Below are 17,234 nucleotides of genomic sequence, written 5' to 3' on the forward strand. Positions count from 1 at the left end.
TGGAGGAGTCTCAAACTACAGAAATAAAAACGTTGAGAAGTTAATTTAGATTTTTTGAGTACAAAATTATTATGTCACTGAACTTTAACAGATACTAAGGCAGCTTTGCCAGAACAGAATAATTTCTACTTCGGATTTTTTCATCGAGAACAGACAAAAACACATCACCCTTCTTTTCCAGTCTTTTTTCAATCGTATTGATCGTAAACGAATAACGGTCCAGCCCAGACTTCACTTCTTTCCAGTCCAGAGGTGTACTGACCGTCGGTTGGTGATAAGGGCGAACAGAATATACCGCAGCCAAGGTATCGGCATAATTATTCTGATCAGCGTCAATATATACCTTCCCTTTCCGATGAGCTTTGGTAATTGACCGCGTGCTAATGTCAGGCACCAGCTCATTCACCCGGTCCGCTAAATACCGGCCTAAAAATAAAGAGGTATCAAAATTGATGTCCCGGACTGGGATGTAAACATGAAGTCCGGTCTTTCCGGATGTTTTAATATACCCCTTCAAACCAAATTTGTCCAATACTTCCTTAACGGCTCCAGCAACTTCAATAGCCATCTCAAATCCTTGATCCTCTTCTTCCGTATTCTCCACCGTAGGGTCTAAATCTAGCCATAGATAGTCGGGAAACTCCGGCGCCTTTGTCTGGGATGCCCATGGATTGATATCGACACATCCCCAGTCGACCATGCTGAGCAGGGTTTCTATATTGTTGCAGACCAGGTAATCGATCTGTTTGCGCTTGCCTTTTTTAGCAACCCGCCGCTGGTCGATAAAGATCTCGGCACAGTCCGGCTGCCTGTTTTCCATATCTTTTATAAAGGTGGTAGGCCCTCCGGCATGGGTCAGCTTCAAATTCAGCGACTGTGGCCTATGCTGTATATGGGGTAAAATAAATTTGGAGATCTTGTTGTAGTATAGAATCAGTTCGCCTTTCGGAATACTTTTCCAAAGTTCCCGCCCGACATCGTGCAGCTGTATGGTACAGTTTGCCATCGGGAAATCGGAGATCTCTTTGCCGGCTATGGCTTCATCGACACGCCTCCAGTTACTGCCAGCATTTAAATAGAGTTTGGAAGGGGGAATTTTGCTTGCCGGTTCGATTTTGTCGGTGAGTTCATGGATTTTCTGTACATCTTTTGGCACTTCTCTAACCACCTGTTCCGGTCTTTTATCGGACCTGAATCCGAGGAATGTAGTCGGCTTCCGTATTCTTCCTGTTTTGGTCCAGGTCGCAAATTCAAAATTGGCAACCAACTGGGGTTTGACCCAGTGGATTTTGGCTCCCTTGGTATCGAGCACCTCATTGACAAAGGGTGATTCACTCACTTCTAAGGCCTCAAGCTGCTCGAGAATAACAGGCATCTCCTTGTCCTTGAAACCTCCTCCACCCCTACCGATCCAGGTGAATCTCCCATTTTCATATGCACCGAATAGGAGGCTTTTAAATGAACGTGCTTTCTCGGACTCTGCCCAGCCTCCGATCACAAATTCCTGTCGCTTCCGAGTGGGGATCTTTAACCAGCTGTACGCCCTTTCGCCTTCGATATATTCACTGTCTTTCCTTTTAGCGACAATGCCTTCCATATTGAGGTCGAGGACCCGCTGATACAGCTCCTGACCGTCATCATAAGATTCGCTGTAGTGGAAGGTATCGTCTTTTCGCACCAGCTGTTTGAGCAGCTCTTTGCGTACGGTCAACGGCTGGCTCCTGAGATCATTGCCGTCGAGCCATAATAAATCAAAGACACAGTATGAAATGGGACTGGCGATCCCATTGTATTTTTGTAGGGCGTCAAAATCGGCGTTGCCGCTGTCATTGAAGACAACGACCTCACCATCTAAAATCACCTCATGCCCGAGCTTCTTTAAGGCGTCTGCGATGACAGGATAACGCGAGGTATAGTTCAGTCCGCTTCTGGAATCCATACGGACCTCTCCATGCCGGACAAAAGAGACGATGCGATAGCCGTCCCATTTCACTTCGAACAAATAATCTTCATTCCGTGGCGGCTCTTTGGTGAGCGTACAGAGCATCGGACTGATCCTGGTGGGCATTTTAGATTTTGACCTGGCCATACTGCATTTTTTATCTACTGAGTATAGAACACGGCCGGGCATCATTGGTTCAATCTTTTGCAGGCATGTACGTTATTTGCCCTTCCAAAGATGATAGTTTCTCGTGGCAATCGGGACGTTTGCGTACCAACGCTCTGCAAATTCGAGACTATAGGAGCCGTAGGCGTTTATATCAGGAACATGATAGAAATAGCGTCTGCACTAGTCAAGGGTCGAAAGCAATTTTTTGTGCTTTGCGCCCCACTGGCTCAATTGGTTCCATATAGGTACCAACTCTTTTGCAATATCCGTTAGCTCATAATCAACTCTCGGAGGCACTTCCGCATAGACAGTTCTTTTTACCAAACCTTCTTTCTCTAGTTCCCGCAATTGCAGGGTGAGCATACGTTCAGTAATGGCAGGCATGGCTTTCCGCAATTCACTAAACCTCAACCTACTTTCTTCTAATTTACAAAGAATCAACAACTTCCATCTTCCCCCGATTTTACATACAGCATAAGTACATCAATTATCTGGGGGAGAACGTCGCTACCTTGAAATTTGGCTATTAATGTGCCAACCTACGGATTTTGTATTGTTGGACGAACCTTTTACCGGGATTGAGCCTATTTATATCACGATGATCATAGATCTCATACGACGCTTCAGCGATAAAAAGGGATTCATCATCACTGATCATAATTACCATGATCTTTTACACATTGCTTCGCAGGTCGTGTTACTACAGAATGGAAGCTGCCAGCGGATCGAAAACAAAAGGGATCTAGAATTTTTTTATCTTCCGGATGGAACTTTTGATGAATGATGCTAAAATCGGGGAATCATATTCCTTAGGATACGCAATTGCTAATGGTTAAAATGATGATTGAGCTCTACTATGATGGTGAAGCTAAATGAGCAATAGACGAAAATGGTTAGAGCAGCTTTAAAGATCAAGAAAAAAGAGGCTGGTCCTATTGGACAACCTCTTTTCAGTGTTTTTGAAAAAATGTCTTTAATAGCAAAGTACAATGTTGTAATACAATTGTGCATGTTCGTATGCAGCTTGGTAAGAGCCGCCCGAAACCCAAATATTCCAAGTACCACATGCACCATAAATTTGGAAGCATCGCTGCCGGCTTGTCTCTGAGCTACCAAAGCTGGAAGGGACCGGAATTTCCTGGATTCTCACAGTTTCACCACCTGATCGGTTTGTTAAGGAAGCTACGGACTGCTTAACCACTTGAACTCCGGTAACGGTAACAAGCCCTCCATCCCAGCTTTTTTCATATTCCTGAGAATTATTTTTCATCTGTCCATTTGAGGAAAGCGCTATGGTGCCTAATCCAAAGCATAAAGCTGCAACAAATAACCTTTTCATGTTCTGTTTCATGGTTTAAAATTTTAATGTAAATAATTAACAATCTTTGTTTGTCCCATAAAAGTGAACATTAGATTCGATTAATTTTTTGTAAGTAGATATCCGCTACCAGAGATTCAAGATCCGTTCGATTTTAGAAAATATCTGACATTAACTGGTTAAACAAAATTCAAACAAAGACCAAAGACACGTATCGCTTTCAGCTAAAGCAACAAAATAAAGGTCCGTCGCCATCACACAGAACTTTTTTACTTCGATTATTTCGAAAGAGGATGAGACCTTCAAGGTTAACTGTCACCGTTGCTGATTCTGAAAAATGAACACCTTGCTTATGAGCATACAAATATAGTTTTGGAGGTTGACTATATCGCTTTGAAACTGGCTAACCTCATGCTCTCTTATTGGGATGGAAGTTTATATCCGCCTTGATTCAAAGCTACGGCTAGGGATGTGTTGGTACGCAAAATTGAGCATTGTTTATTTGGCTACACGCAACAGCGGTTGCGTACTGCAACGGAATGAACCGCCAAAACTACGGCTAATGCTAAAATCAATATATTCAACCTTTATCCCATGTTTTTCAATTTGAGCGCCAATATGTTTAAAAGCAGGATCTGTAATATATACTTCTGTTGAAATCGGCAATCCGTTTGTGGCCAGGCGACTCGCTTCTTTTAAGGTGACGTGAATGGCATCCCAGTTTCTTAATATTTCAGGTATTCCATCCATGAAAGCCTCATCGCATATCACCATTCTCAACGAAAATTCTATTTTTTGTCATCATCATTCGATTTTTCCCATCAACGATTATCTGTTTGAAATACTGAGAATTTCAAAAAGTAAACGCTTCAATCTAATCAACCGGAACGGAAAACTTCCCTTCAGAAATAGTGACTACCGAACTTCCTACTACGGTACCGGAAAATGCGCCGCTCACGTGACCCGCCGCAAATTTATCGATCTTAACCGTAAAGTGATCACCAAGGCTGGCAGAACCCGTGGAAGCAACGTAATTGTCCTGATCCATTGTTCCGTCCGCCTTTTTCTTGATGACTCCATAGGTGACAACCATGGTCGGGGTTTTCTCCAGCTCATAAGTCATCGGTTCGATCGCCTTCTCACTAATGATAGCCAATTGAATATGCGTATTTTCATTGCTCTCGTTGATATCTGCTGTATTACCGACAACGCTAATGGAATTCGCATTGTTCTGATGACTGCTGTTCAATTTAAACTGCACTAACTTACCGTCAATTTTCGCCTGAACATAGTTTTCACTGGTAGGGCTAGTATCATCGTTATCCTTACTGCAAGAATATAGCACTGTAGCCATTAGTGTTATTATAATGCCTTTCATTACTTTTTGCATAACAAATCATTTTGGTATAGAACCGTAGATATCAAAATACATACCTAAAATTGAATAGTTGAGATCTGAACAGTTATATTGTTCAAAAAAATCCTATTTTTAATCTGTATTTTCTAGATGACTAGAAGACAAACAATAATAATCTAAATCTATAAAACTAAATGTTAAACATGATCAGGCCTAAGAATCAGAGAAATTGGATGTTGATTTTATTGATCTTTATCAGTATTCAATCCAGCTGTTTTGCCCGTGCAGCAACCACTTATTTCCAATTGAAAGTTTATCACTTCCAGACCATAGAACAGGAACAGGTGATCGACCGTTTTCTGGAAAAAGCCTACCTGCCGGCGATGCACAAATTGGGATTTAAAGAGATTGCTGTTTTCAAACCGATTGATAATAACGATAAAGCAGATAAGTTGGTTTATGTATTGAGTGCATCAGCTACTCTTGAAAAATATGCAAGCTTAGATGTCGATATCTTAAAAGACAAACAGTATTTGGAGTCGGGAAAGGAATACTTAGATGCTGCACATAACCAGCCACCTTATTCAAGAATTGAAACGATCTTAATGAAAGCTTTTGAGGGGATGCCATTTCTCGCTCTTCCAAAACTAAGCGCGGTTAAAAGCGAACGTGTTTACGAATTGAGAAGCTACGAGGCTCCAACGGAAAAGTTATCGGCAAATAAAATTTCCATGTTTAATAATGGTGAGATTGATATCTTCAACAAACTAGATTTTAATGCTGTGTTTTATGGTCAGGTCATTGCTGGAAGCACGATGCCTAATTTAATTTATCTGACGACTTTCGAAAATATGACAGCACGCGATGCACATTGGAAAGCTTTTGGACCGTTATATAAACCTATGGCAGATATGCCACAGTACCAAAACAATGTTTCTAAAAACGTGACAATACTTTGTAGACCAACAGCTTATTCGGATATATAAGTTAAATAATGGGCTGCCTTCGAAAAATTAGGCAGCCCGACAATATTCGTATGTTTGACCACATTTTGCCCAGTTATTGTGGACATAATTGGACCTCGTATGCACAAGTAGACACTTTGCACGACAGTAATGGGGAAGCTCAAGTCAGTCACAAGATGCGACTTAGATATTCATTTACTGATTGCTTACTTTAATCGCATGTCCGATGTGTTTGGAGATTCCATCAATAATGGTATCCCAATCGTGGGTATGCAACTCATGCCCAGTACCTTCGAGTGGGATAAGCGTCGAATTGCTAATTTTATCCAGTAGTATCCTCGTGCTGTTAAAATGCCAGACTAGATCGTCTGTACCGTGAATGACTAAAGTCGGCTGTTGTATTTCATCTAATCTGTTGTAATAATCTTCTCCGCCGCCTAAAGTTGCATGATTAAACATACTGATGTAGTTTTTCGCACGTGCATATTCTGATCGGATCAGGTTTTCTGCCCTGGTCTTGTCGAAGGGTTTCCTACCGGACATCAGCTTTGCCCCCTCGAGCATGTACTGAACGACATTTTCTTCTTGACTCCAGTTTACATCTGCGGCTTTTGCATGAAAATCTAATATCCGCGTATCCATCTCCGGAATATCTATATCCACAACGCCCCAAGGCCCTGTCGCTATCAACGTGAGGGATTCTACCCTGTGAGGATGGCGTATCGCTGCAATTTGTGCGATTAAACCACCTAAAGATATACCAACAAAGTGTGCATTATCGAGGTTATATCCGTCCAGAATCTTAATAGCGTCCTCTTCGAAGTCAACGATATTATAAGGGGCTGATCCAGGTTCGTAGTTCGTCGAAGTACCTACATCTCTATTATCGTAACGAATAACATAAAACTCTTTATCGGCCAATCTTCTGCAGAAGTCTTCATCCCAATACAGCATAGATACCGTCGCTCCGGCCAATAGCAGAATCGCTGGGTTTTTAGGGTTTCCGAAACTTTCCGTGCAGATTTCAATCTCTCCGTGGATAATCATTTTATCTTTCATAATCAATGAATTAATATTAAATACAAGTATGCAGACACACATCCGATCCTATTATCTAGAATCCAAAATTACGGTCATGTAGGCGGACATAATTGTACAAATTCGACGTTTTTAATACCTTCGATTGTCAGCATGGTTTTTGGAGCAGTGGTTGTAGAAATTGGAAATAAAATCCGGGACTTTAAAGAGTTTTCGGGCAAACACCCCCAAAGCTACCTTTCAGAAATTGATTCTTTCCTTTTTGAGTAGGGAGAACTGACGCCCCATTGAACCTGCTCTTTAGCCATCAGCCAGGCCAATAGTGTAAATTTTATAGAGGAGGCGAGCATCGAAGTCTATCATTTTGATAAAGAGGCTATCAAAATGATAGACTTCTTTGTATTCATTAGGTCGTCCGAAAAACATCAAATTACTCACAATCAATTTGTTAAACAAAAATATTCACACATGGCATTTCGTTTGGCATATCGAAAATCAAACATACAAATGAAGATGAAAAATGTAAAGTGGAAACAAAGAAAAGAACCTCCTTCGTTCCCAACATGGCTTAAATCATACCACTTATTGCTCGCCGCAGTGGTGGTGATGTTGATTTTCGGAGCGTTAATGAAATACTTAAGTCGATAACTCATATAAAGAATCATGATAACATTCATTTTACTTGTAGCAGGACTTACCTGCTTTGGACTCTTCTATAAATCCATTGATTTTTTTGAAAAAATCTAGAACACAATATGAAAACTAAAATCGCAAATACCATTCGGGAGTGGGCTCCAGAAGCCGCAGGTCTTGTATCTGACAATCTGGATGACACCATGGCTGACTACCAGCTATTACACCAATTAGCAGAAATATGTATGGTTAAGATCCATTCAGGGCTGGACAATGAGCTGGAACGAGTGCAGGAAATAGCAAAAGTGGTTAATCTGCTTTATCAAGATGGTAATCAATACACCCGCAATGCGATAGAAAATGAATTTTTGACCGCATTGGCTGCTGAAGAAAGTCCCGGAAGCCTGAAAAAGCATCTGGAACTATTTCCGATAGAATTGAGAAAAGGATATATAAAAACTATTCTTGAAAATTAAAATACCCTCCTCTCCTATCTGTAGTAGCTATTTTGAAGTTGTGTTGCACTGCAGGGAAATCAGGTATATACCAACTTCAAATCAAGCATTGTTTAAACAAAAATAGGTTTATGATCGCACTATTCATAATAGCCGTCGGTGTATTTGCTTACATCTGTTACGTGTTGCTAAGACCAGAAAAATTTTAAATCGTTTCGGCAGAGGTGAACAATGTCAAGAAAAATGTCCTTGACATTTCCGGATTGTCTGGAATCGATCACACTGTTCGAAAGCATAATCAAAACAATATTAACACATAAAAATGAATACAGAAATTTTAGGAATCATCGTCATGTTCACCTTTTCGGTATTGCTGGCCATACCTCTGGGCAAGTATATTGCCAAGGTATATGGCGGTGACAAAACGCTTCTCGACCCTCTTTTCAATCCGGTCGAACGTCTTTTTTACAAAATCAGTGGTATCAACACGCAAACAGAAATGAACTGGAAGCAGCAGATGGTGGCAATGCTCACCATCAATCTGATATGGTTCCTTTTGGGAATGCTGATATTGATGACACAGGGAAGCTTACCGCTAAACCCCGATGGAAACCCCAGTATGCCTGCTGATCTGGCTTTTAATACAGTCATATCGTTTGTGGTCAACTGTAATTTACAACACTATTCGGGAGAGACCGGATTAAGCTACATCGGGCAATACTGGTTGATGTTCCTGCAGTTTGTAAGTGCAGGAACAGGAATGGCGGCAGCCGCAGTCCTGTTCCGCGCCTTCAGGGATAAAAGCACAACAGCACTGGGCAATTTTTACAACTATTTTGTAAAATCCTGTACCCGTATCTTATTGCCTCTTTCATTTGTCGTAGCTATAGTTTTGCTCTTCGAAGGAACACCGATGACTTTTGAGGGTAAGGATCGTATTACCACCTTGCAGGGCGATGTACAGGAAATTTCCAGAGGTCCTGCTGCAGCGTTCATACCCATTAAACATGTTGGAACAAATGGCGGTGGATTCTATGGCGTTAATTCCGCACATCCCTTTGAAAACCCTTCCTACTTGACCAATATGGTGGAAATGGTGGCACAGTTCATTGTTCCACTAGCGATGGTTTTTGCCTTTGGATATTTTATCCGCCGGCGAAAACTTTCCTGGATGATATTCAGTGTGATGACTGTCGGTTTTTTGATGCTTACCATCCCCAACATCCATATGGAAATGAAGGGTAATCCGGCAATCGCTCAAATGGGTATTGATACTTCGCTGGGAGCCATGGAAGGCAAGGAAATCCGGTTAGGTGCAGCAGCATCAGGTTTTTGGAGTATCGTAACGACGGTCATTTCTACGGGCTCCGTCAATTCGATGCACGACAGCTCAATGCCTTTGTCAGGGATGAACGAGCTGCTCGCCATGATGATCAATGCTTTTTATGGCGGTGCTGGTGTGGGTATACTCAACTTTTTCGTATTCGTCATTTTAGCTGTATTTATCAGTGGATTGATGGTTGGACGTACGCCCGAATTTTTGGGCAAAAAGGTGGAAGCGCGGGAAATGAAGATAGCGATGGTTATCGCCTTATTGCATCCATTCTTGATACTTGTAGGCACGGCATTGTCAGTGGCGTTGCCCCAATACACCCTCGAAACACTCAATAATTCAGGCTTTCACGGGCTGAGTGAAATGCTTTATGAAAATACGTCTTCGGCGGCCAATAACGGCAGCGGATTTGAGGGTCTGGGCGATAACACGATGTGGTGGAACATCAGCACCGGATTTATCTTGATACTTGGGCGCTTCCTGCCGATTATCGGACCAATAGCCATCGCCGGACTGTTAGCGCAAAAGAGATACATTCCGGAGGGTGACGGAACATTAAAAACAGACACAGCAACATTTGGACTGATGGTCTTCGCCGTAATTGCCATCGTAGCTGCGCTTGCTTTTTTCCCTGTATTGACGCTCGGGCCCATAGCAGAGTATTTTTCACTGTATTAATTGTTTAAAGAAATTTAGAAATGAGTAAAAATAATAAATCATTGTTTCAGAAAGAACTGGTTCGGGAGGCCCTAATACAGTCATTCGTGAAGCTGAACCCCAAAATAATGTTCCGTAATCCGGTCATGTTTACCGTTTGGATTGGAACGCTCGTCATGTTGACGGTAAGCCTGTGGACCTTGTCCGGTGCAGAAGGTCAGGGAAGTTTTATATACAATTTTGTGGTGTTTATCGTGCTTTTTAAAACCCTGCTGTTTGCCAACTTTGCTGAAGCCATTGCCGAAGCCAGAGGAAAAGCACAGGCAGACAGTTTGCGAAAAACAAGAGAGGAAACACCAGCAAGACTGAAAAATGGCAAGACCATATCCTCTGCTCAGCTACAAAAAGGTGATATTTTCGTCTGTGAAGCAGGGGATATAATTCCTTCCGATGGTGAAATCATCGAGGGATTGGCAACCATTGATGAAAGTGCGATCACCGGTGAGAGCGCTCCTGTTATCAGGGAAGCAGGTGGTGACAAAAGTTCGGTCACAGGTGGTACAAAAGTGCTATCCGACAGAATCATCGTACAGGTTACCACACAGCCCGGCGAGAGTTTCCTTGACAAAATGATTGCATTGGTCGAGGGCGCGAGCCGTCAGAAAACACCCAATGAAATCGCATTGACCATATTATTGGCAGGCTTTACATTAGTGTTCATTATTGTGTGTGTAACCCTCAAACCATTTGCTGATTATGCAAATGTCAGTATTACCATCGCGTCGTTTATCTCCTTATTTGTCTGTCTAATCCCGACGACCATCGGGGGTCTGCTATCGGCTATCGGTATTGCAGGGATGGACAGGGCCCTAAGAGCCAATGTGATTACCAAAAGTGGTAAAGCTGTGGAGACTGCAGGTGATATCGATGTGCTCTTGTTAGATAAAACAGGAACGATTACGATCGGGAACCGTAAAGCAACGCATTTCCATCCGGCCAGTGGTGTGGACGAGAAAAGGTTGATTAAAGCGGTTGTACTAAGTTCGATGGCGGACGAAACTCCAGAAGGAAAATCGATCATTGAGCTGGCAAATATCAACCCTTCGAGCTATCTGGTAAAAGAACCAAAATTTATCAAGTTCACAGCCGAAACCCGTAGTTCAGGGATTGATTATGAAAATTTCCGCATCAGAAAAGGTGCGACAGACGCTATTAAAAATCTCGTTTTGCAGGCAGGAAATACTTTCCCGAGCGAAGTGGAAGAAACTGTTAAAGCAATCTCCCAAAACGGAGGAACGCCCTTGGTGGTATCCGAAAATGAAGTGGCTTTGGGCGTAGTTGAGCTGCAGGATGTCATCAAACCCGGCATTCAGGAGCGTTTCGAGCGTTTGCGCAAAATGGGTATCAAAACCGTAATGGTTACAGGGGACAACCCGCTGACTGCAAAATTTATTGCTGAAAAAGCAGGAGTGGATGACTTCATCGCCGAAGCCAAACCGGAAGACAAGATGAACTATATCAAAAACGAGCAGGCAGAAGGGCGTTTGGTAGCGATGATGGGTGATGGTACAAACGATGCTCCGGCATTGGCCCAGGCAGATGTCGGTGTAGCAATGAACAGCGGCACTCAGGCTGCAAAAGAAGCGGGGAATATGGTGGATCTGGATAACGACCCAACCAAATTGATTGAGGTAGTAGAGATCGGAAAACAGCTTTTAATGACCAGGGGAACGCTCACCACATTCAGTATTGCCAATGATGTAGCTAAGTACTTTGCCATTATCCCTGCCTTGTTCATTGCGGCTATACCGGCATTGCAGGGACTCAATATTATGCGTTTACATTCACCGGAAAGTGCCATTCTATCTGCAGTCATTTTCAATGCGATTATTATACCCCTATTAATTCCGCTTGCGCTCAAAGGCGTTGCTTACAAGCCCATCGGTGCCAGTGCGCTATTACGCAGAAACCTGTTTATATATGGCCTGGGCGGCGTGCTTATTCCCTTTGTAGGGATAAAGCTGATCGATATGGTGGTATCCATTTTTTTCTGAGTCACAAAAAGCAATGTTAAAATCAGATCATTAGCATCGACGGCTGATGGTTGCTTCATGTACATTAACACAAATAAATAAGATGAAAAAACATATTTTGCCCGCTATCAAACTGACTGTCGTTATGATACTTTTCTTCACGGTATTGTACCCTTTGGTCGTGTGGGGTATTGCGCAGTTTGCGCCCAATTCCGGAAAAGGAGCAGTCATTGAGGATCAAGGCAGTAAGTACTACAGCAATATTGGGCAGCACTTTTCCGATGATCAATATTTCTGGTCACGACCCTCCGCGGTAAACTACAATGCCGCTGGCTCGGGCGGCAGCAACAAAGGTCCGTCAAATGAAGAATATCTTGCAGAAGTGCAGGCTCGCATAGATACTTTTATGATACACAATCCCGGCATTAAAAAATCCGAAATACCTGTGGACTTAGTCACCGCGAGCGGCAGCGGGCTTGACCCCAATATTTCAGTGCAGGCTGCAAAAGTACAGGTGAAGCGTATTGCCAAAATAAGAAATATAGACGAAAATAAACTGTATCAGCTCGTCGAAAGCCATATAGAAAAACCGCTTTGGGGTGTGTTCGGTCCTGAGAGAATTAATGTACTGAAACTCAATATCGCCCTGGATAGATCAAAATAAATATTTGTCAGGGAATTAAGCGGTACAGAAATAAATAATAGGATCATTGTAGTTTATTCATTTGCACGCGCGTGAATAATTTGGTAGTACCATCGGTAAGAAGAAATTAGATATAGATGAAAAAAGTATGGATATGCTCCACAATTATGTTGGGAGCAGGAAGTGTATTGGCACAAGAAACAGAAAAAAATCCGCTAACAATCAGCGGATATGCTGAGGTTTACTATCAGCGGGATTTTAACAATCCAAAATCAAATAAACGACCCGAATTTGTGTACAGCCACAACCGCAACAACGAGGTGAGCCTGAATGTGGGCCTGATCAAAGCATCTTATGAAAACAAAAAGGTACGGGCTAATCTCGGTTTGGGCATTGGTTCTTATATGAATGCCAATTATGCTGCCGAAGAAGGTGTCTTAAAAAACATTTATGAGGCGAATGTGGGTATTAAGTTATCCAAAAAGCACGATCTGTGGCTGGATGCGGGTGTTATGCCTTCTCACATTGGCTTTGAAAGTGCTATCGGAGCGGACTGTTATACTTTGACACGCAGTATGCTTGCAGACAATTCTCCTTATTTTGAAACTGGTGCAAAACTGTCGTACAGTGCCAAAAACGGCAAATGGGATATGGCGGTGCTGGTCATTAACGGCTGGCAGCGCATCCAGCGGGTTGAAGGAAATAGTACACCGGCCTTTGGGCACCAGTTGACCTACAGACCTTCCGAAAAAATCACGTTAAACAGCAGTTCATTTATCGGCAATGATAAACCGGATGAGGCAAAGCAGATGCGTTATTTCCATAACTTGTATGGACAATTTGCGTTTAACGCACAGTTTGCATTGATAGCCGGATTTGATATCGGAGCTGAACAAAAAAGCAAGGGTGGCAGCGAATACAACATTTGGTACAGCCCTGTCTTGATCGCCCGATATAGTCCGACACATAAACTAAATGTAGCGGCGCGAGCAGAATATTACAACGATAGAAACGGTGTCATCATAGCTTCTGGCACAACAAATGGCTTTCAGACCTTTGGCGCGTCCTTCAATGTAGACTACCAGATTTTACCAAACGTAGTCTGGCGGACTGAAATAAGGGAGCTAAACAGCAAAGACGCCATTTTTTTAAAAAGGAATGGTGATCTGAAAAAGAACAACCTGATGGCGGTTACTTCGCTGGCAGTACGTTTCTGATTATTTCATTTCCTTGCATTCCCCTTAACCGTTTGTCTAAGGGGAATTTGTAAATTTAAAAAACCATTTTTTTGTATGGAGGACGAGAGAAAAAGTGCTGCACATTTTTTGGACTTAATCCAGAAATCCCGCAGGGGAAAATTCAAACTTTATATTGGAATGAGTGCCGGTGTGGGAAAAAGCTATCGGATGTTGCAGGAGGCACACGCTCTTTTACACAATGGCATAGACGTAAAAATAGGCTTTATAGAAACCCATAATCGGAAAGAAACCCATGCCTTGGTCGATGGTCTTCTGGTAATTCCAAGAAGAAAGTTGTTTTACAAAGGCAAGGAATTGGAAGAACTTGATGTTCAGGCAGTGATCAACCTACGTCCGGAAGTCGTCATTGTCGATGAATTGGCACATACCAACATTGAGGGGAGTAAAAATGAGAAGCGCTGGCAGGATGTAATGGATATTCTTGATGCGGGGATAAATGTGATCAGTGCAGTAAACATACAGCATATTGAAAGCCTCAATGAAGATGTCAGAGAAATAACGGGGATTGAGGTAAAAGAGCGCGTGCCGGACAGTGTCATCGCCCAGGCAGATGAAGTGGTCAATATTGACCTTACTTCCGAAGAGCTTATCACAAGACTGAAAGAGGGTAAAATATATGAACAAGCAAAGATAAAAACGGCACTAAATAACTTTTTCAAAAGTGAGCATATATTACAGCTTCGTGAGCTCGCTTTAAAGAAAGTAGCCTCACAGGTAGAGCGAAAAGTGGATACGGAAATTACCATGGTCAACCCTGCAAAAAGGGAAAAGTTGCTCGCCTGCATCAGCTCCAACGAGAAAACAGCAAAAATTGTTATCCGGAAGACTGCCAGACTGGCCAATTATTATAACGGTAAGTGGTATGTGTTATATGTGCAGACACCCAAAGAGCGTGCTGATAAGATTGCTTTGGATAAGCAGCGGCATCTGATTAATAACCTTAAACTAGCAACGGAACTGGGAGCCGAAATCATTAAAATAGAGGGCAGAAACATCACAAGGTCAATAATGGAACAATGTGAGCTGCGAAAAATCACGACCGTCTGTATCGGAAAGCCCCACCTTAACTTGTTAAAAGTAGTACTGGCAACAGATACGCTCAACTCTCTTCTGAATAAACTTTCCCAGGAAAATATTGATTTAGTAATATTGTCGTAATGAAAATCAAAACAAAACTAACATTTGGTGTTGGGATGCTCTTCCTTTTAATTTTGGCTCTGGCCGCCGTCAGCGGATGGTACATCTATAGGCTAAAGAAAGACACAAACAACATCCTTGTTGCTAACTACAACACACTACAGTATTCTCGAAATATGTTGATTGCGTTAGAAGATATGGGCAAGGATAAAGCCGCTATGGCTACTTTTAAAGACAATCTGGCCAAACAACAGCAGAATATAACGGAAATGGGAGAAAGGGAAGCAACAGATCTGGTAATCAAACATTTCTCAATGCTCAGTAAAAATCCACAAACGCCTGCTTTGATTTCGGCTATCAGGAGAGATATTACTGAGCTGATGCGATTGAATATGGAAGCCATTGAACATAAAAGCAATATCGCAGATGCGACCGCTCAAAAAGCAATTGTTATCATTTCATTTACTGGCACACTCTGTTTCATGATTGCCTTTGTTTTATTGGTGAATTTACCTTCAAACATCGCTAATCCGATCCGTGAGCTTACTGAAAGTATAAAAGAAGTCGCTGCACAGAATTATAAAAAACGGGTACATTTTGAAAGTCACAGCGAATTTGGTGATCTCGCCAGATCGTTCAACACAATGGCTGAAAAGCTAGAAGAATATTCTGAAAGCCGTTTGGATAAGATCCTGAAAGCGAAAAGACGCATAGAAACACTTATCAATAACATGCACGATCCGGTTATCGGAATTGATGAAACTAATAAAGTATTATTCGCCAATGACGAAGCGTTGAAAATAACCGATATCAATGACAACGATATCATCGGAAAGCAAATCCAGGACATTGCGGTTACCAATGACCTAATACGGGATATTATCAAAGATATATTCAGCCCGGAATCTGAAAATAGAAAACCTGAACCGTTAAAGATTTTTGCGGATGGTAAGGAAAGTTATTTCGAAAAGGAGATATTAGACATCAATATTATTCCAACAGGAGAAACCGAATCGCAATTTATCGGGCGGGTCATAATGCTGCGCAACATCACACCATTCAAGGAAATGGATCTGGCAAAAACCAATTTTATGGGCACAATTTCTCACGAGTTTAAAACGCCGATTTCGTCCATCAAGATGAGTTTGCAATTATTGGAAAACAAACAGATTGGCGATTTGAACATGGAACAAAGAAGTCTGATCGACGGCATTAAAGAAGACACTGAACGATTGCTAAAAATAACGGGAGAGTTGTTGAATATCACCCAAGTGGAAAGCGGCTCCATCCAAATCAACATACAAACGACCCATATTTCTGAGATCGTCAACTATGCTGTCAACGCGACAAGGTCCTTAGCCGAACAGAAAAATGTGCAGGTCAAAATCAATCAGGACAGTAAGGTAAAGACAGTGATGGCGGACGGCGAAAAGACAGCCTGGGTACTCACCAATTTACTGTCAAACGCCATACGTTATTCCTATGAAAACTCATTTGTCCAGATTAGTGTAACGGAACACAGCGATGATAAAGTTAAATTCTCTGTCATAGACACGGGGCAAGGCATTCAACCTCAGTACTTATCCAGGATATTCGAACGATACTTTCGCATACCCGGCACCAAAAAAGAAGGCACTGGATTGGGGCTGTCCATTAGTAAGGAATTTATAGAGGGACAAGGAGGCAGCATCGGGGTAGTCAGCGAATATGGCGCAGGAAGTACATTCTCTTTTGTATTGAACAAACCTTCTTTTTCAAAACAAAGCGCATATATCGCATGAGAAGATGACCAAAGTCCTCTGTTGGCTTGATCATGTTCATCTCAGGTACGGCCTATTCGATAATGGGAAGTTCTACTCGAAGTACTAAAGCACTTGCCCCTAAGAGGGCAGCTTCTGCATACGCAAGTAGTTCTCCGTCGAACAAGTAACGTCGTTAGTACATCTTCTACTTTCGAATCCGATAGCCGCCATTTTTCGAAAGCGCGATATAACAGGCTATAACAGAGACGGAAAATAATAGAAAGGTCAGGCCAAGAGGTTCCAACACATCTATCACCCTGAGTCTACCGAGGCCCTCCCTGCGGAAATTAAAATAATTGAGTTTATTAAATATCAAGATAAACATTAGTCCGTAAACACAAGCAGACTGAATAGATATCTTTCGTATAATTCTGTACGGCTTCCACAAGCTAATAACAACTTTTACCAGGACATAGGTAAACACGCCTATCAATATCAAAGACAATAGCCCTGTGAGCGTCAATAATTTGATCTCACATATGTGTTCAAGAATT

At 42.2% G+C, this 17,234-nt stretch carries 16 protein-coding genes; 10 read left to right on the plus strand and 6 right to left on the minus strand.

What is annotated here, in order from left to right:
* Nucleotides 1–94 precede the first annotated feature (94 nt).
* Both ligD and FGL37_RS00745 read right to left on the minus strand, forming a co-directional pair.
* Nucleotides 95–2,089 (minus strand): DNA ligase D, encoded by a 1,995-nt coding sequence (gene ligD / locus FGL37_RS00740; RefSeq protein ID WP_160169536.1) that lies wholly within the window; start codon nt 2,087–2,089, stop codon nt 95–97.
* 201 nt (nt 2,090–2,290) lie between these two features.
* Nucleotides 2,291–2,572 (minus strand): winged helix-turn-helix transcriptional regulator, encoded by a 282-nt coding sequence (locus FGL37_RS00745; protein WP_081817971.1) that lies wholly within the window; start codon nt 2,570–2,572, stop codon nt 2,291–2,293.
* 67 nt (nt 2,573–2,639) lie between these two features.
* Between FGL37_RS00745 and FGL37_RS00750 the strand changes: the two genes are divergently transcribed.
* Nucleotides 2,640–2,894 (plus strand): P-loop NTPase family protein, encoded by a 255-nt coding sequence (locus FGL37_RS00750; RefSeq protein ID WP_028071470.1) that lies wholly within the window; start codon nt 2,640–2,642, stop codon nt 2,892–2,894.
* A 189-nt stretch (nt 2,895–3,083) separates the two neighbouring features.
* On the opposite strand, the gene FGL37_RS00755 is transcribed toward FGL37_RS00750, so the two are convergent.
* The 3 genes from FGL37_RS00755 to FGL37_RS00765 all read right to left on the minus strand — a co-directional run bounded on the left by FGL37_RS00755 (nt 3,084) and on the right by FGL37_RS00765 (nt 4,818).
* The gene (locus FGL37_RS00755) at nt 3,084–3,461 is read right to left on the minus strand and encodes a hypothetical protein (protein WP_028071471.1); all 378 of its coding nucleotides are present in this window, start codon (nt 3,459–3,461) and stop codon (nt 3,084–3,086) included.
* Between the two features lie 465 nt (nt 3,462–3,926).
* Complete coding sequence (locus tag FGL37_RS00760) at nt 3,927–4,178, minus strand: hypothetical protein (RefSeq protein ID WP_197734432.1); 252 nt, start codon at nt 4,176–4,178, stop codon at nt 3,927–3,929.
* A gap of 124 nt (nt 4,179–4,302) precedes the next feature.
* Nucleotides 4,303–4,818 carry a hypothetical protein gene (locus tag FGL37_RS00765; RefSeq protein WP_028071473.1) on the minus strand — a complete coding sequence of 172 codons (516 nt, stop codon included), beginning with the start codon at nt 4,816–4,818 and terminating at the stop codon, nt 4,303–4,305.
* Between the two features lie 170 nt (nt 4,819–4,988).
* Between FGL37_RS00765 and FGL37_RS00770 the strand changes: the two genes are divergently transcribed.
* Entirely contained in the window at nt 4,989–5,771 is a 783-nt protein-coding gene (locus FGL37_RS00770; RefSeq protein ID WP_232048608.1) for an NIPSNAP family protein, read from the plus strand.
* Nucleotides 5,772–5,945: 174 nt separating this feature from the next.
* Here the strand turns inward: FGL37_RS00770 and estT are convergent, their stop codons facing one another.
* Nucleotides 5,946–6,809 carry a macrolide hydrolase EstT gene (gene estT / locus FGL37_RS00775; RefSeq protein WP_028071475.1) on the minus strand — a complete coding sequence of 288 codons (864 nt, stop codon included), beginning with the start codon at nt 6,807–6,809 and terminating at the stop codon, nt 5,946–5,948.
* A 734-nt stretch (nt 6,810–7,543) separates the two neighbouring features.
* Here estT and FGL37_RS00780 point away from each other — a divergent pair.
* The 8 genes from FGL37_RS00780 (at nt 7,544) to FGL37_RS00815 (ending at nt 16,719) form a co-directional block, all read left to right on the plus strand.
* On the plus strand, nt 7,544–7,897 hold the full coding sequence (locus tag FGL37_RS00780; RefSeq protein ID WP_028071477.1) for a DUF7674 family protein: 354 nt from the start codon (nt 7,544–7,546) through the stop codon (nt 7,895–7,897).
* A gap of 110 nt (nt 7,898–8,007) precedes the next feature.
* Nucleotides 8,008–8,085: a K(+)-transporting ATPase subunit F gene (gene kdpF, locus FGL37_RS26070; RefSeq protein WP_138097088.1), complete on the plus strand. Its 78-nt coding sequence runs from the start codon at nt 8,008–8,010 to the stop codon at nt 8,083–8,085.
* 113 nt (nt 8,086–8,198) lie between these two features.
* Complete coding sequence (kdpA, locus tag FGL37_RS00790) at nt 8,199–9,887, plus strand: potassium-transporting ATPase subunit KdpA (RefSeq protein WP_028071478.1); 1,689 nt, start codon at nt 8,199–8,201, stop codon at nt 9,885–9,887.
* A gap of 20 nt (nt 9,888–9,907) precedes the next feature.
* Nucleotides 9,908–11,920, plus strand: a complete 2,013-nt coding sequence (kdpB, locus tag FGL37_RS00795) for a potassium-transporting ATPase subunit KdpB (RefSeq protein WP_028071479.1) — start codon at nt 9,908–9,910, stop codon at nt 11,918–11,920.
* Nucleotides 11,921–12,002: 82 nt separating this feature from the next.
* Nucleotides 12,003–12,563: a K(+)-transporting ATPase subunit C gene (locus tag FGL37_RS00800; RefSeq protein ID WP_028071480.1), complete on the plus strand. Its 561-nt coding sequence runs from the start codon at nt 12,003–12,005 to the stop codon at nt 12,561–12,563.
* A 116-nt stretch (nt 12,564–12,679) separates the two neighbouring features.
* Entirely contained in the window at nt 12,680–13,759 is a 1,080-nt protein-coding gene (locus FGL37_RS00805) for a porin (RefSeq protein WP_028071481.1), read from the plus strand.
* Nucleotides 13,760–13,834: 75 nt separating this feature from the next.
* Nucleotides 13,835–14,959 (plus strand): histidine kinase, encoded by a 1,125-nt coding sequence (locus FGL37_RS00810; RefSeq protein ID WP_028071482.1) that lies wholly within the window; start codon nt 13,835–13,837, stop codon nt 14,957–14,959.
* Nucleotides 14,959–16,719, plus strand: coding sequence for a HAMP domain-containing sensor histidine kinase (locus tag FGL37_RS00815; RefSeq protein WP_028071483.1), 1,761 nt, complete (start codon nt 14,959–14,961; stop codon nt 16,717–16,719). The genes FGL37_RS00810 and FGL37_RS00815 overlap by 1 nt, the downstream gene beginning before the upstream one ends.
* Nucleotides 16,720–17,234: the final 515 nt, after the last annotated feature.

It is taken from the genome of Sphingobacterium thalpophilum, assembly GCF_901482695.1.
Taxonomy (GTDB): domain Bacteria; phylum Bacteroidota; class Bacteroidia; order Sphingobacteriales; family Sphingobacteriaceae; genus Sphingobacterium; species Sphingobacterium thalpophilum.